At 73.1% G+C, this 13,302-nt stretch carries 14 protein-coding genes, 1 pseudogene and 1 riboswitch; of the genes and pseudogenes, 9 read left to right on the top strand and 6 right to left on the bottom strand.

Annotated features, from left to right (window positions below; all coding sequences use genetic code 11):
* Window positions 1-12 precede the first annotated feature (12 nt).
* Window positions 13-444 carry a hypothetical protein gene (locus D7318_RS24940; RefSeq protein WP_120699445.1) on the bottom strand — a complete coding sequence of 144 codons (432 nt, stop codon included), beginning with the start codon at window positions 442-444 and terminating at the stop codon, window positions 13-15.
* 89 nt (window positions 445-533) lie between these two features.
* Window positions 534-675: riboswitch (cobalamin riboswitch) on the bottom strand.
* A gap of 3 nt (window positions 676-678) precedes the next feature.
* Here D7318_RS24940 and D7318_RS24935 point away from each other — a divergent pair.
* The gene (locus tag D7318_RS24935) at window positions 679-1,053 is read left to right on the top strand and encodes an RNA-binding S4 domain-containing protein (protein ID WP_120699444.1); all 375 of its coding nucleotides are present in this window, start codon (window positions 679-681) and stop codon (window positions 1,051-1,053) included.
* Window positions 1,054-1,115: 62 nt separating this feature from the next.
* On the opposite strand, the gene D7318_RS24930 is transcribed toward D7318_RS24935, so the two are convergent.
* The 4 genes from D7318_RS24930 to D7318_RS24915 all read right to left on the bottom strand — a co-directional run bounded on the left by D7318_RS24930 (window position 1,116) and on the right by D7318_RS24915 (window position 3,364).
* Window positions 1,116-1,763: a DUF305 domain-containing protein gene (locus tag D7318_RS24930; RefSeq protein WP_408055530.1), complete on the bottom strand. Its 648-nt coding sequence runs from the start codon at window positions 1,761-1,763 to the stop codon at window positions 1,116-1,118.
* The gene (locus tag D7318_RS24925; protein WP_120699443.1) at window positions 1,760-2,422 is read right to left on the bottom strand and encodes a DUF3105 domain-containing protein; all 663 of its coding nucleotides are present in this window, start codon (window positions 2,420-2,422) and stop codon (window positions 1,760-1,762) included. The genes D7318_RS24930 and D7318_RS24925 overlap by 4 nt, the downstream gene beginning before the upstream one ends.
* Before the next feature lie 70 nt (window positions 2,423-2,492).
* Entirely contained in the window at window positions 2,493-2,867 is a 375-nt protein-coding gene (locus tag D7318_RS24920; protein ID WP_147437809.1) for a hypothetical protein, read from the bottom strand.
* Window positions 2,864-3,364 carry a MarR family winged helix-turn-helix transcriptional regulator gene (locus D7318_RS24915; protein WP_120699441.1) on the bottom strand — a complete coding sequence of 167 codons (501 nt, stop codon included), beginning with the start codon at window positions 3,362-3,364 and terminating at the stop codon, window positions 2,864-2,866. The genes D7318_RS24920 and D7318_RS24915 overlap by 4 nt, the downstream gene beginning before the upstream one ends.
* An 86-nt stretch (window positions 3,365-3,450) precedes the next feature.
* Here D7318_RS24915 and pip point away from each other — a divergent pair, with 86 nt between their 5' ends.
* From pip to D7318_RS32995, 4 genes and pseudogenes are all read left to right on the top strand, one after another.
* Window positions 3,451-4,437: a prolyl aminopeptidase gene (gene pip / locus D7318_RS24910; protein ID WP_120699440.1), complete on the top strand. Its 987-nt coding sequence runs from the start codon at window positions 3,451-3,453 to the stop codon at window positions 4,435-4,437.
* Between the two features lie 113 nt (window positions 4,438-4,550).
* Window positions 4,551-5,321, top strand: a pseudogene (locus D7318_RS24905) (sporulation protein); the annotation flags it as partial.
* A 248-nt stretch (window positions 5,322-5,569) separates the two neighbouring features.
* A complete protein-coding gene (locus D7318_RS24900) occupies window positions 5,570-6,502 on the top strand; it encodes a sulfotransferase family protein (RefSeq protein ID WP_183091594.1) in 933 nt (310 codons plus the stop codon).
* Window positions 6,499-6,939 (top strand): hypothetical protein, encoded by a 441-nt coding sequence (locus D7318_RS32995; RefSeq protein ID WP_183091593.1) that lies wholly within the window; start codon window positions 6,499-6,501, stop codon window positions 6,937-6,939. Before D7318_RS24900 ends, D7318_RS32995 begins: the two co-directional genes overlap by 4 nt.
* Window positions 6,940-6,952: 13 nt before the next feature.
* On the opposite strand, the gene D7318_RS24895 is transcribed toward D7318_RS32995, so the two are convergent.
* Window positions 6,953-8,161 (bottom strand): RNA-guided endonuclease InsQ/TnpB family protein, encoded by a 1,209-nt coding sequence (locus D7318_RS24895; RefSeq protein ID WP_120699438.1) that lies wholly within the window; start codon window positions 8,159-8,161, stop codon window positions 6,953-6,955.
* Window positions 8,162-8,313: 152 nt separating this feature from the next.
* Between D7318_RS24895 and D7318_RS24890 the strand changes: the two genes are divergently transcribed.
* The 4 genes from D7318_RS24890 (at window position 8,314) to D7318_RS24875 (ending at window position 13,283) form a co-directional block, all read left to right on the top strand.
* Window positions 8,314-9,531, top strand: a complete 1,218-nt coding sequence (locus D7318_RS24890; RefSeq protein ID WP_120699437.1) for a glycosyltransferase family 4 protein — start codon at window positions 8,314-8,316, stop codon at window positions 9,529-9,531.
* A 79-nt stretch (window positions 9,532-9,610) separates the two neighbouring features.
* Window positions 9,611-10,165: a 2Fe-2S iron-sulfur cluster-binding protein gene (locus tag D7318_RS24885; protein ID WP_120699436.1), complete on the top strand. Its 555-nt coding sequence runs from the start codon at window positions 9,611-9,613 to the stop codon at window positions 10,163-10,165.
* A complete protein-coding gene (locus D7318_RS24880) occupies window positions 10,162-11,172 on the top strand; it encodes an FAD binding domain-containing protein (RefSeq protein WP_120699435.1) in 1,011 nt (336 codons plus the stop codon). The genes D7318_RS24885 and D7318_RS24880 overlap by 4 nt, the downstream gene beginning before the upstream one ends.
* Complete coding sequence (locus tag D7318_RS24875; protein WP_120699434.1) at window positions 11,169-13,283, top strand: xanthine dehydrogenase family protein molybdopterin-binding subunit; 2,115 nt, start codon at window positions 11,169-11,171, stop codon at window positions 13,281-13,283. The genes D7318_RS24880 and D7318_RS24875 overlap by 4 nt, the downstream gene beginning before the upstream one ends.
* Window positions 13,284-13,302 lie beyond the last annotated feature (19 nt).

The following is a 13,302-nucleotide window of genomic DNA, read 5'->3' as shown; positions in this document are numbered from 1 at the left end:
CGTGAAGCGGCCTTAGTCGCCGAGGCGTTCGAGCAGCAGCGCGGTGAGGTCGAGGCCGCCGAAGTCCGAGGGGTCGCGGTGCTCGACCGACGCGACGAGCGCCAGCTTGGCGAGGCCACCGGCGAAGACCGTGCCGCTGCCCGGATCGCCGCGCGTGATGTAGTCATCGGCGGTGGCGGCGAGCCAGTCCGTGGCGCGCTCGGCCGCGTCGCCCGCCGTGCCGGTGGCGGCGAAGCCGAGCGCGAGGTCAGCGGTCAGTCCGTGGTCGCCCGAGGCGTGGGTGCCGTCCGTGAGCTGGGAGACGGCCCAGGTCGCCGCGGCCGCGGCCGGGTCGTCGAGCTCGGGCGGGGCGTCCGCGTGGGAGGCGTTGCCCGGCAGCAGCAGGGCGCCCGCGACCAGCGGCACGGGAAGCAGCGCCGCGGCACGGCGCAGAGAGGGGGACATCGGGTGCGAGCACGTCCTTTCCGCATGGCAGACGTGGCGACCCGACGAGCCGGGTGGCTGTGCTCCACGCTGCGAACCGTGACAGTGGGAAGCGGATCCGTTGTACGGTCGAGTGGCCCGGCTCACGGTCCACGCCGGATGCGTGGGCCGCTCACGGTTGCAGGTCAGCGCCGGATTCGCACCGGCTTCCCTCGGCCGTACACGTTGGTGACCGACCAAAGGATAATCGGACCCATGGCCGAAGACGAGGGCAGTGTGCGGGTGGACAGCTGGATCTGGTCCGTGCGGCTGGCCAAGACGAGGTCGAGCGCCGCGGCCGCCTGCCGGGCGGGCCATGTCCGGGTCAACGGGGAGCGGGTCAAGCCCGCGCACGCGGTGCGGGCCGGGGACGAGGTCAGGGTCAGGCAGCCGGGGTGGGAGCGGGTCGTGGTGGTGAGCCGGGTGATCAGGAAGCGGGTCGGCGCGGCCGTCGCCGTGGAGTGCTTTGTCGACAACAGCCCGCCGAGGCCGCCGCGCGAGCTGCTGCCCGCGCTTCCGCAGCGGGACCGGGGCGCGGGCCGCCCCACCAAGCGCGACCGCCGCGAGATGGACCGGCTGCGCGGCACATGAGCCCCCCTGAGAACGCCTCCGTCCACCCGGTGGGCCACCGGGTGGACGGGTAACGGGCCAGGTCAGGCGCCGCGGGCGGCCAGCATGTCGTTCATCAGGTCGATCTCCGACGCCTGCGCCTCCACCATGCCGCCCGCGAGGCGTTCGACCTCCTCGGTCGACGCCGCGTCGGCGGCGGCCCGGGCCATCTCCACGCCGCCCTGGTGGTGTTCGATCATCAGCTCGAGGAAGAGGACCTCGGCCGCGCGCCCCTCGGCGGCGGTCAGCTCCTCGATGTCCTCGTCGGTCGCCATGCCCGGCATCAGGGCGGCGGCGCCGTCCATGTCTTCCATGCCGTCCATGCCCTCGTGGTCGGGCATGGAGTGTCCCGGCATCCATTCCATGGGCGTCGACGTGCTCTTGGGCATGTCCCACACCTCGAGCCAGCCCAGCATCATGCCGCGCTGGTTGGCCTGGGTGTTGATGATGTCGAACGCCAGCAGCCGCACGTCCTCGTCGTCGGTGTTGTCGCGCACGAGGAACGACATCTCCACGGCCTGCTGGTGGTGCACGGACATGTCACGGGCGAACCCCACGTCCACCGAGTCCTCGTCCGGCGTCGACGACGAAGCGGACGAGCCCTCGGGCGACATCACCACCACGGCGACCAGGAACGCGGCGACCACGCCGAGCGCCGTGCTGGCCGCGAGCAGCCAGCGCCTTCCGGTCACTCGGAGATCCCGCCGGTGCAGGCGGCGCCCGGCTCGGGGGTCTGCTCGCCCTGGACGAACGTCGTGAAGAACTCGTCGACCCGCGGGTCGTCAGCGGTGTCGAGCGCGAGCTGGTTGCCCCACGCGGTCAGCACGATCGGGGAATCCTGGGCGGCCAGCGGGCTCATCAGCGAGTAGGGGGTACTGGAGACGCGCTCGGTCAGCGCCTCGACGTCGGCGTCCGACGCGCTGTCGTTGTAGGTGACCCAGACCGCGCCGTGCTCGAGCGAGTGGACGGCGTTCGCCGAGTTGACCTCGTCCTGGTAGACGTCGGCGTCGCAGTTGAGCCACGCGGCCGCGTGGTCGCCGCCCGCGGGCGGGGTCATCGGGTAATCGACGTCGCCCTCGACATGGTTCCGGCTGAGGTCCTCCCACGTGCGCGAGCCCTCGATGGCGCCGGGCTCGCCGGTCGCCGAGGCGGTCGTCGTGCCCTCGCCGTCGCCGCTCTCGGCCTCGGATATCAGGAAGGCCACGCCGATGACCAGGGCGGCCAGGGCCAGGGCGCTGCCGATGATGATGAACGTGCGGTTGCGCGCCTGCCGCGCGCGCTCCGCCTTGCGAGCCGCCTCTATCTTGGCGCGCCGACTCGCGGCCGCCTTCTTGGTCTGCTTGTTTGCCATGGTGGGGAGTCGTCCTCAGGTCCTCGACGGGGTGGTTGGGGGTGTCGCGGTTGCCGCGGTAGGACTCGCCCTAGGTGCGCTGGATCTGGAGGCGGTGGAGGTCGACGGCCGAGGCGCCGTCGTGGGTGGGGCCGCCGATGGCGAGCGGGCCGCATGGGCGGAAGGTGGGCGGGCCCGGGTCGGACGCCGGGATGTGGAGCGGCACGGGTGTCGGGGAGACGGGGGTGGCCGACGAGCCGTGGCCACCGTGGCAGGCGTCGCCCGGCTCCTTGAGGTCCATCGAGGGTCGCAGCTCGGTGAACGTCCGCTCCTCGGCGTGATCAACGGAGGCGGTCCCCTGGACCCCCATCCCGGCGACACACAGCAGGGCGGTGACGGCGAGCACACAGCTGACCAGGGCGGTTGCTCTGGGCCCGCCCGACCGGTAGCCGTATGGTCGTATCATCGCCCGTCATCGTACTCATCCCGTCTCGCCATGGCGTCGGCGATGCGGTCACGGAACGGACGCCGTTCGAGCGCGGCCTCGAGCGCGCTGAGCAGCTCGCTGAGCGAATAGGGCAACTCGGCCTCGAGATCCGCGCGCGCCGACTCCACCACCTCCCACTCCGAGGCGAGGACCGGCAGCAACTCCCGTGCGCGTGGCGTCAGATGGACGACGCGCCGCCGGGCGTCCGCGCTGCCCACCTCCAACGTGACCAGCCCGCGCGCGCTCATCTGGGCCACGGTCTGGCTGGCCGCCGAGTGCGTCACCCCCATCGCGAGGGCCAGCTCCCTGATCGAGCTGGGCCCGCCCGCCACCAGGGCGCGCACGACCGGGGTGAACCTCGGCCGGTAGTCGTCGAGGCCGAGGGCCGGATAGAGGGAGGCGATGTCCCCCTCGAGCTGGTCGAGCAGGTGGCGCAGGCGGGTGCCGAGACCGGAAGCCGCAGCTGGGGAAGCCATGGCGTTAATATAACAGCGCTGTTGCATCTCATGGGAACCGATGCCCCGCGGGGCGCGTGAGAGACATGGGGAAGGGGAGCGGGACGATGGACGCGCGGTATCCGGCGATCGAGCCGTACGAGCACGGGATGCTCGACGTGGGCGAGGGCCACCACGTGTACTGGGAGGCCTGCGGGAATCCCGAGGGAAAGCCCGCCGTCGTGGTGCACGGCGGCCCTGGCTCGGGGTGCTCCCCCGGCATGCGCCGGTGGTTCGACCCGGCGGCGTACCGGATCGTGCTGTTCGACCAGCGCGGCAGCGGGCGCAGCACCCCGCACGCCGCGGATCCCGAGCCCCTGCTCGCCGCCAACACCACCGAGCACCTGCTCGGCGACATGGAGCGGCTGCGCGTCCACCTCGGGATCGAACGGTGGCTGCTGTTCGGCGGCTCGTGGGGCGCGGTGCTCGGCCTGCTCCACGCGATCCGGCACCCCGAGCGCGTCACGGAGATCGTGCTGTCCGGGCTCGCCACCGGGCGGCGGGCCGAGACCGACCTGCTCACGCGCGGCCTCGGCGCCTACTTCCCCGAGGCGTGGGCGCGCTTCGCCGGGGGCGTCCCCGAGGGCGAGCGGGACGGCGACCTCGCCGCGGCCTACGCCCGGCTGCTCGCCGACCCCGACCCGGCCGTGCGGGAGCGCGCGGCGCGCGACTGGTGCGCGTGGGAGGAGACGATCGACGTCACGTCGGGCGAGGGAAGCCCCCGGTACGCGTCGGGGCGCTTCCGCCTGGGCTTCACCCGGCTCGTCACGCACTACTGGAGCCATGGCTCGTGGCTGGAGGAGGGCCAGGTGCTGCGGGACGCGGGGCGGCTCGCGGGGATCCCCGGCGTGCTCGTCCAGGGCGCGCTCGATCCCGGGAACCTGGTGGGCACCCCCTGGCTCCTCCAACGGGCCTGGCCCGGCAGCGAGTTGACCGTGCTGAACGACGCCGGGCACAGCTCGGGGGACCCCGGAACGGTCGAGGCGCTGGTGGCCGCGACCGACCGGTTCGCCGGGCCCGACCGTTCGGGCCCGGCCGCCGAAGGCGCGGGGTAGCGTGGGCAACGGCCGTGACCAGGCCGGTCGTTCGGCCACGACGGCGATTCCCACGAAGACGATTCCCACGAAGACGAAGACTTGTCGACACGGCAGAAAAGGAGAGCGCCGCGATGGTGTTCAAACGGTTGCTCAACTCACTCGGGGTGGGTGGCCCCTCGGTGGACACGGTGCTCAGCAGCGGGGCCGTCACCCCGGGGATGCCGCTGACCGGCCAGGTCCATGTGCGGGGCGGCTCGATGGACGCGGAGATCACGCATCTCACGCTCCACTTCGTGGCCCGCGTGGAGGCCGAGCACGAGGAGGGGGAGAGCCAGGGGCAGGTCGTCTTCCACCGCGAGACGATAGGGGGCGGCTTCCGCCTCCAGGAGGGGCAGCAGTTCAGCGTGCCGTTCTCCGTGGGCGTGCCATGGGAGACGCCGATCACCGAGCTGTACGGGCAGCCGCTCGGCATCGTGCTCGGGGTCAAGACCGAGCTGGCCGTCGCGGGCGCGGTGGACACCGGCGACCTCGACCCGCTGCTGGTGCGCCCGATGCCCGTGCAGGAGGCGGTGCTCGAGGCGTTCGGGCAGGCGGGCTTCGGCTTCAAGTCGGCCGACCTCGAGCTCGGCCGCATCGGGGGCACGGGCCAGCAGCTGCCGTTCTACCAGGAGATCGAGCTGATCCCCTCGCCGCGCTGGTCCGGCGCGATGCGCGAGGTGGAGCTGACGTTCCTCGCCTCGCCCGCGGGGGTCGAGGTGGTACTCGAGGCCGACAAGCGCGGGGGGTTCTTCACCGGGGGCGGCGACGCGCTGCTGCGCTTCACCCTCGGCCACCACCAGATCCCCGGCTACGACTGGAACGCCCAGGTCGAGTCCTGGATCGGCCAGCTCGCCGCCCGCCGCGGGCATTGAGGGACACGGCCCTGACCGCCCGCGGCCCTTCTCGACCGCCGCGGGCGGTCCTGTCAGCGGGGAAAGGAAAGGGCGTTCACCCCTCCGTGTGACACGCGCATTCCGTCGTCGAGGAATACCCCTGGTCGATCAACCCGCATGGCGGGCACGGAATTTCCGGCGGTTGATTTCTGGTGTATGAACGATCGTGAATCGACATCCTTTGTTCCCTTCCCGGTTGGTCTCCCCCCTTCAACGCCATGACTCTGCTTCGGAAAATCAACGCCGCGCTCGGCTCAGCGACCGGATTCCAGGTCCGCAGGGCCCACCCCCTCCCCACCGGGCGCCCGGCCGCGCGCCCGCCCGTGGCCACCCCGCCGCCGCACGCGCCGCCCCCGCGCACGCCGGGAGAGTGGGGCCCACCCGCCGACCCGGGGCTCGACCGGCTGCTGAAGCGGCCGGTGTTCGTCATCGCGCCCGTCCGCTCGGGATCCACCCTGCTGCGGCTCACGCTCGGCGGCCACAGCCGCCTGCACGCCCCGCACGAGGTGCACTTCAGGCGCCTCGAGGTCCGGTTCGCCACCGGCCTGTCCCGGATGTCCCTCGGGGCGCTCGGCCTCGACCGCGCCGACGCCGAGCACCTGCTGTGGGACCGGCTGCTCCATCGCGAACTGGCCCGCTCCGGCAAGGAGTTCCTGGTGGAGAAGACCCCGGGCAACGCGTTCTCCTTCCGCCGCATCGCCGCCTGCTGGCCCGACGCCCGCTTCGTCTTCCTGCTGCGCCACCCCGCGTCGATCGCCAGGTCGTGGCACGAGGCCGACCCCGTCAAGCGGAGCCCCGAGCAGGCCACCACCGACGCCCTGCGCTACATGAACGCCGTCGAACGCGCCCGCGCCGCCCTGCCTGGCCACACCGTGCGCTACGAGGAGCTGACCGAGGACCCGGCGGCCGCGCTCAAGGGCGTGTGCGCGTTCCTCGACGTGGACTTCGAGCCCGGCATGGTCGCGTACGGCGCCCGGCGGGACGGCGACCTGACCAAGGGGCTCGGCGACTGGCGGGACAAGATCCGCTCCGGCACCGTTCTGCCAGGGCGTGAGCTGCCGCACCCGGCCGACGTCCACCCCGCGCTGCACGGCGTGTGCGCCGCCTGGGGCTATCCCGCGGGCGGGCCCGCGAAGCGGCGGGCGTCATGAGGGGCCATGCCGAGCTGTCACGGGTGTGGCCGCGCGACGGGCGGCTCCGCCTGGTCGGCGCGCTCCACGACCACGACCCCGGGAGGAACGCCCGCGCCTATGGCCTCATGCTGGTGCACCGCGAGGCGCCCGAGCGGCGGCTGCACTACCCCGGCGGGCTCGAGGGCACGGCGTTCGACGTCTCGTGCCCCGTGGCCGACCTCGCCCCCGACGACCTGCCCCTGCCCGCCGTGTGGGACCTCTACCTCGCCCCCGACCCGGCCGCGGACCCGGCGGCCGCGCTGCGCGTCGGCAAGGTGCTCGACGACATCAGGGGCAAGAAGAAGATCATGGTCTACCCCGCGCAGCCCCTCACCAGGCCCGGCGGAACGGCCAAGGTGCGGCCGTATTTCACGATCAAGGACAACCTCTCGGTCGAGGTGAAGGCCACCCCTTGACTTCCTCCCCCGCCTAGAGGCGGGGGGTTCCAGCGGTCGCCCGCTGGGGTTCCTGTTTCATCGACGACCGCCGTGTCCGGGAGGACTCCCGTTGAGGTCTTACACCGTCTCCACAGGCTGCTGCCGCCAGCCCGGCGGCCAGGATGGTGCGTGCCGCGTTCACGTCACGGTCGTGCACCGCGCCGCAGTCGCACGTCCATGTCCGGACGTTCAGCGGCAGTTTCTCGCGGACCGTGCCGCAGGCCCCGCACAGCTTCGAGCTGGGGAACCATCGGTCGATCACCACGAGGTCGCGCCCGTACCAGGCGCACTTGTACTCCAGCATGGAGCGGAGTTCCGTCCAGGCCGCGTCGGAGATGGCGCGCGCGAGGCGGCCGTTCTTGAGCAGGTTGCGGACGGTGAGGTCCTCGATCACGACCGTTTGGTTCTCACGGACGAGCCGAGTGGTGAGTTTGTGGAGGTGGTCGCGGCGTCGGTCGGCGATCCGGGCGTGGACCCGGGCGACCTTCCGGCGGGCCTTCTCACGGTTGGCCGAGCCCTTCGCCTTACGGGACAACTCCCGCTGCGCGCGGGCCAGGCGCGCACGGTCACGCCGCTCGTGCCGGGGATTGGCGATCTTCTCCCCGGTGGACAGGGTCACCAGCGAGGTGATGCCCGCGTCGACACCGACCGCCGCGCCCGTGGCGGGGGCCTCGGTGACGGTGTCCTCGCACAGCAGGGACACGAACCAGCGGCCCGCCGCGTCGCGGGAGACGGTCACGGTGGACGGCTCCGCCCCCTGGGGCAGGGGACGCGACCAGCGGATGTCCAGGGGCTCCCTCATTTTCGCGAGTGTCAGTTGTCCATCGCGCCAGGTGAAGGCGCTGCGGGTGTACTCGGCCGACGCGCGCGACTTCTTCCGGGACTTGTAGCGGGGGTATGTGGCGCGCTTGGCGAAGAAGTTGGTGAAGGCGGTCTGGAGATGCCTGAGGGCCTGCTGGAGCGGGACGGAGGACACCTCCGTCAGGAACGCCAGTCCCTCGGTCTTCTTCCATCCGGTCAGCATCGCCGACGACTCCACGTAGGAGATCCGGCGCTGCTCGCCGTACCAGGCGCACGTGCGTTCTTCCAGCGCCTTGTTGTACACCAGGCGCACGCAGCCGAACGTGCGCGACAGCTCCGCCGCCTCCTCGTCCGTGGGGTAGAAGCGGTACCTGAATGCCCGCTTGACCTGCCGCGCCATACCTCACAACCTATCAGCTCCCGTGTGAGCGTCTGCCGGTGAGCGGCGGACGCCGCTCCGCCCTGACGGCGAACCGGCTTTCCCTGCCCCGCTCCGCAGGAGCTCCGTTTCCTCCCCGACCTGAAGGCCGGAGTATCCACGAAGGCGACCCCATGAAAATCCGTTATCTGCTGCTCCACGCCTACGGGATGGGCGGCACCATCCGCACCGTGATCACCCAGGCCAACGCCATGGCCGCGGCGGGCCACGACGTCGAGCTGGTCAGCGTGCTGCGGCGCAAGGACGAGCCCTACTTCACCGTCGACCCGCGCGTGCGGCTCAGCTCCCTCACCGACGCCAGGCCGTCCGCCGCGCCCCCGCCCCCGCGCGGCCTCATCGCGCGGCTGCGGGCCCGCCGCGCCACCCGCCTCGGCGACCGCCCGCCGCGCCACATCCCGGTCAGCGAGGCCGGGTACCAGGCCATGAACCGCAGGATCGAACGGGCCGTCACCGGCTGGATGGCGACGCTGACCGACGGCGTCCTGGTCACCACGCGCCCCGCGCTCAACCTCCTCGCCGCGGGGTTCGCCACCGAAGGCGTCGTCAGGGTGGGCCAGGAGCACGTCAACCTCAGCACCCACAAGCCCGACCTGCGCGCCGCGATCATCCGCTATTACCCGCGCCTCGACGCGGTCGCCGTGCTCACCAGCAGGGACCGCGACGAGTACGCGCGCAAGGCGCCCGGCACCAAGGTCGTCCGCGTCCCCAACGCCGTCCACTCGCTGCGGCAGAAGCCCGCCACCTGCACCTCGAAGATCGCCATCGCGGCCGGGCGGCTGCGCCACCAGAAGGCGTTCGACCTCATGATCGCGGCCTATCGGCGGACGGTCGACGACTTCCCCGACTGGCAGCTGCGCATCTACGGCGAGGGCGACAAGCGCCCCCAGCTCAGAAGGCTGATCGACAAGCACCACCTCTACAATCACGTCCTCCTCATGGGCAGCACCGACCGGCTTGACGACGAGATGGCCAAGGCGTCGATGTTCGTGATGAGTTCGCGGTACGAGGGGCTGCCCATGGTGCTGATCGAGGCGCTCTCGCACGGCCTGCCCGTGGTGAGCTTCGACTGCCCCACCGGGCCCGCCGACGTCATCACCGACGGCAAGGAGGGGCTGCTCGTGCCCCCCGAGGACGTCAAGGGGCTGGCCGCCGCCATGCGCAGGCTGATGGGCGACGAGGCGCTGCGCGCCGAGATGGGCGACGCGGGCCTCGCCACCGTGCAGCGCTACTCCCCCGAGGCGATCCGCGAGCAGTGGACCGCGCTGTTCGGCGGCCTGCTCGCGGAGCGGCGCCCACCGGAGCGCGCCCAGGCGGGCCGAACGGCCGGGTGACGGGCGGCGCACGCGTGTTGCCCCGGGCGATTCGCGTGTTGCCCTGGGCGATTCGCCCGCGAATGCCAGGATTTGCCCCATGGCAACGACCCCAGCACCGACCAGCGACCTCACCCTCCGCGTCAACGGCGGCGACCACCGCCTCACCCTCGACAACCGCACCACGCTGCTCGACGCCCTGCGCGAGCACCTCGGCCTCACCGGCACCAAGAAGGGCTGCGACCACGGGCAGTGCGGCGCCTGCACCGTGCTGATGGACGGGCGGCGCGTGAACAGCTGCCTGCTGCTCGCCGCCTCCGTCCGGGGCGGCGACATCGTCACCATCGAGGGCGTCGCCGCGCTCGACGGCGGCGCCGCCGACGGGTTGGCCGCCATCCAGCGGGCGTTCATCGACCACGACGGCTTCCAGTGCGGGTACTGCACCCCGGGCCAGATCTGCTCGGCGATCGGCGCGCTCGCCGAGGCGGACCGCGGCTGGCCCAGCCATGTCACCCCCGACGTCGCGAACGGGCCGCGCTCCGCCCGCGACCTGGACGCGGCCGAGGTCGGCGAGCGCATGAGCGGCAACCTGTGCCGCTGCGCCGCCTACCCCCGCATCGTGGACGCCGTCCTGGCCGCGGCGGGTGCGCGATGAGGCCCTTCGTCTACGAGCGCGCCACAGGGCCCGAGCACGCGGCGGCCCTGCTGACGAGCGACCCCGGGGCGACGCTCCTCGCGGGCGGCACCAACCTCGTCGACCTGATGAAGCTCGGCGTGGCCAGGCCGTCCCTCGTGGTCGACATCAACGGCCTGCCCTACGACCGCGTCGACCACCGCGACGACGGCTCGCTCGTCGTCGGCGCGACCGTCCGCAACAGCGACCTCGCGGGCGACCCCGGCGTCCGCCGCCGTTTCCCGCTGCTGTCCGAGGCGCTGCTCGCCGGCGCCTCGGGCCAGCTCAGGGCCCGCGCCACCACGGCGGGGAACCTGCTGCAACGCACCCGCTGCGTCTACTTCCAGGACATCGGCAAGCCCTGCAACAAGCGGGCGCCAGGCACCGGTTGCGCCGCCGTCGAGGGCAGCCACCGCGACCTGGCCGTGCTCGGCACGTCCGACGCGTGCGTCGCGAGCCACCCCTCCGACCTGGCCGTCGCCCTCGCCGCCCTCGACGCCACCGTCCTGGTGCGGCCCATCGGGGACGGCCAGGGGCCGAGCCGGATCCCGCTGACCGACCTCTACCGGCTGCCTGGCGACACCCCCGACCGCGAGACGGTGCTGCGCCGCGGTGACCTCGTCACCGGCGTCGAGGTGCCGCCGCCGCCCGTGGGCGCCGCGATGCGCTACCGCAAGGTCCGCGACCGCTGGTCGTTCGCGTTCGCCGTGGTCTCGGTCGCGGTCCTGGTCACCCTCGACGAGGACGGCGCGCTGCGCGACGTGCGGCTCGCGCTCGGCGGCGTCGCCCCGCTGCCCTGGCGGGCCAGGGAGGCGGAACGGCTGCTCACGGGCCGACGGCCGACGCGGGACCTGGTGCGCTCCGCGGCCGACGCGGAGTTCGCCGCCGCGCGCCCGCTGCCGCACAACGCGTTCAAGGTGGGCCTCGCGGCCGACGTGCTCACCGAGACGGTCCTGGCCCTCGCGGCCCCGGCGGGGAGCGAGCGATGAGGGCGGGAAGCGGGACGGCCGTGGGCGCGGGGGTCGCCCGCCTCGAAGGTGTCGCCAAGGTGACAGGGGCGGCGCTGTACAGCCACGAGTACCAGGTGGCGGGCGCGGTCCACGCCTGGGCTGTCACCTCGGACATCCCGCGCGGCAGGGTGACGCGGATCGACGCCGCGGACGCGCTGGCGCAGCCGGGCGTGATCACCGTGCTGACGAGCGACAACGCGCCCCGACTCGCCGAGCGGGAAGGGGACTTGGCCCTTCTCCAGTCCCCGAGGGTCGCCTTCCACGGGCAGCTCGTCGCGGCCGTCGTCGCGGAGACCTCCGAGGCCGCGCGCGAGGCCGCCGCCCTGGTGCGCGTCTCCTACGAGAAGGAGGAGCACGACGCGGTGCTGCGCGAGGACGCGCCGGGGATCTACGAGCCGGAGTCGGTCAACGGCGGCTTCCCCGGGCGCCGGGAGAAGGGCGACGTGGCGGCGGGCCTCGCCGAGGCGCCCGTCCGCCTCGACGTCACCTACACCACGCCGCCCGAGCACGCCGCGCCGATGGAGCCGCACGCCGCCGTCGCCTCATGGGACGGCGACACGCTCACGCTCCACGACAGCAACCAGGGCCCGTTCCGCACGGCGCAGCGGGTCGCCGGGCTCTTCGAGGTGCCGGTGGAGAACATCAGGGTGATCTCCGAGCACATCGGCGGGGGCTTCGGCTCCAAGGCCCTGGTCAGGCCGCCGACGGTGCTCGCGGCGCTCGCCGCCCGCGCGGTCGGGCGGCCCGTGAAGGTGGCCATGACCCGGCAGCAGATGTTCACGCTGGTGACCTACCGGACGCCGACCGTGCAGCGGGTGCGGATCGGGGCCGAGCGGGACGGCCGCCTGCGGGCGCTGTGGCACGACGCGTTGCAGCAGTCGTCGCGGCTGACCGAGTACTGCGAGCAGACCACGACGCCCACCCGCGCCATGTACGCGACGCCCGCGCTGCGCACCACCCACCGGCTGGCGCGCCTCGACGTGCCGACGCCCGGCTGGGTGCGGGCGCCGGGCGAGGCGCCGGGCATGTACGGGCTGGAGTCGGCGATGGACGAGCTCGCGTACGCGCTCGACCTCGACCCCATCGAGCTGCGGGTGCGCAACGAGCCCGAGGTGGAGCCCGACTCGGGGCGCGCGTTCAGCAGCAGGAGCCTGGTGGCGTGCCTGCGGGACGGCGCCCGCCGCTTCGGCTGGGACGGGACGCGGGACCGCACCCCTGGCGTGCGGCGGGAGGGGCCCTGGCTGGTCGGGACCGGCGTCGCGGCCGCCAGGTACCCGGTGCACATCATGCCGTCCACGGCGAGCGCGCGGGCCGAGCCCGACGGGCGGTTCACGGTGCGGATCGCCGCGGTCGACATCGGCACCGGGGCGCGAACGGCCCTGACGCAGCTCGCGGCCGAGGCGCTGGGCGCGCCCCTCGACCGGGTGACGCTCGAACTGGGCCGCAGCGCCTACGGGTTCGCCGAGTTCGCGGGCGGCTCCGCGGGCATCAACTCGTGGGGCTGGGCGGTGGACAAGGCGTGCCGCGCGCTGATCGCCGAGCTGGGCGGGCGGGGCGGCGCGGTGGGCCCCGAGGGCGTCGAGGTGGCCGCGGACACCACCGACGACGTGGCGGCCCTGCCCGACCTGGCGCGGCACGCGTTCGGCGCGCAGTTCGCCGAGGTGCGCGTGGACGCGGTCACGGGGCAGGTGCGGGTGGAGCGGCTGCTCGGCGTCTTCGCGGCGGGCCGGGTCGTCAACGCCCGCACGGCGCGTTCGCAGCTCGTCGGCGCGATGATCATGGGCCTGTCCATGGCGTTGCACGAGGTGCTCGAACCCGACCCGCGCTTCGGGGACTTCGCCAACCACGACCTGGCGACGTACCACATCGCGGCGCACGCCGACATCCGGGGGATCGAGGCGCACTGGCTCCCCGAGGAGGACGAGCGCGTCAACCCCCTGGGCACCAAGGGCATCGGCGAGCTCGGCATCGTCGGCGCCGCGGCGGCCATCGGCAACGCCGTGCACCACGCGACGGGCGTGCGGGTGCGGGAGCTGCCGATCCTGATGGAACGCGTCAGGGCGGGCCTCGCCGCGCGCGGGGGGCGGTAGGGCCGTTCAACACGGCGTT

Source organism: Streptomyces radicis, assembly GCF_003626575.1.
GTDB classification, from domain to species: domain Bacteria; phylum Actinomycetota; class Actinomycetes; order Streptomycetales; family Streptomycetaceae; genus Streptomyces; species Streptomyces radicis.
Note: the sequence above shows the minus strand (reverse complement) of the source record. Positions and strands in the feature narration are given on the sequence as shown.

Coding starts and splice junctions, on each gene's coding strand:
- D7318_RS24895 (WP_120699438.1), bottom strand. CDS start 8,161: ATGGCGCGGCAGGTCAAGCGGGCATTCAGGTACCGCTTCTACCCCACG.
- D7318_RS24925 (WP_120699443.1), bottom strand. CDS start 2,422: ATGGCAAACAAGCAGACCAAGAAGGCGGCCGCGAGTCGGCGCGCCAAG.
- D7318_RS24935 (WP_120699444.1), top strand. CDS start 679: ATGGCCGAAGACGAGGGCAGTGTGCGGGTGGACAGCTGGATCTGGTCC.
- D7318_RS24915 (WP_120699441.1), bottom strand. CDS start 3,364: ATGGCTTCCCCAGCTGCGGCTTCCGGTCTCGGCACCCGCCTGCGCCAC.
- D7318_RS24875 (WP_120699434.1), top strand. CDS start 11,169: ATGAGGGCGGGAAGCGGGACGGCCGTGGGCGCGGGGGTCGCCCGCCTC.
- D7318_RS24940 (WP_120699445.1), bottom strand. CDS start 444: ATGTCCCCCTCTCTGCGCCGTGCCGCGGCGCTGCTTCCCGTGCCGCTG.
- D7318_RS24900 (WP_183091594.1), top strand. CDS start 5,570: ATGACTCTGCTTCGGAAAATCAACGCCGCGCTCGGCTCAGCGACCGGA.
- D7318_RS24880 (WP_120699435.1), top strand. CDS start 10,162: ATGAGGCCCTTCGTCTACGAGCGCGCCACAGGGCCCGAGCACGCGGCG.
- pip (WP_120699440.1), top strand. CDS start 3,451: ATGGACGCGCGGTATCCGGCGATCGAGCCGTACGAGCACGGGATGCTC.
- D7318_RS24885 (WP_120699436.1), top strand. CDS start 9,611: ATGGCAACGACCCCAGCACCGACCAGCGACCTCACCCTCCGCGTCAAC.
- D7318_RS24920 (WP_147437809.1), bottom strand. CDS start 2,867: ATGATACGACCATACGGCTACCGGTCGGGCGGGCCCAGAGCAACCGCC.
- D7318_RS32995 (WP_183091593.1), top strand. CDS start 6,499: ATGAGGGGCCATGCCGAGCTGTCACGGGTGTGGCCGCGCGACGGGCGG.
- D7318_RS24890 (WP_120699437.1), top strand. CDS start 8,314: ATGAAAATCCGTTATCTGCTGCTCCACGCCTACGGGATGGGCGGCACC.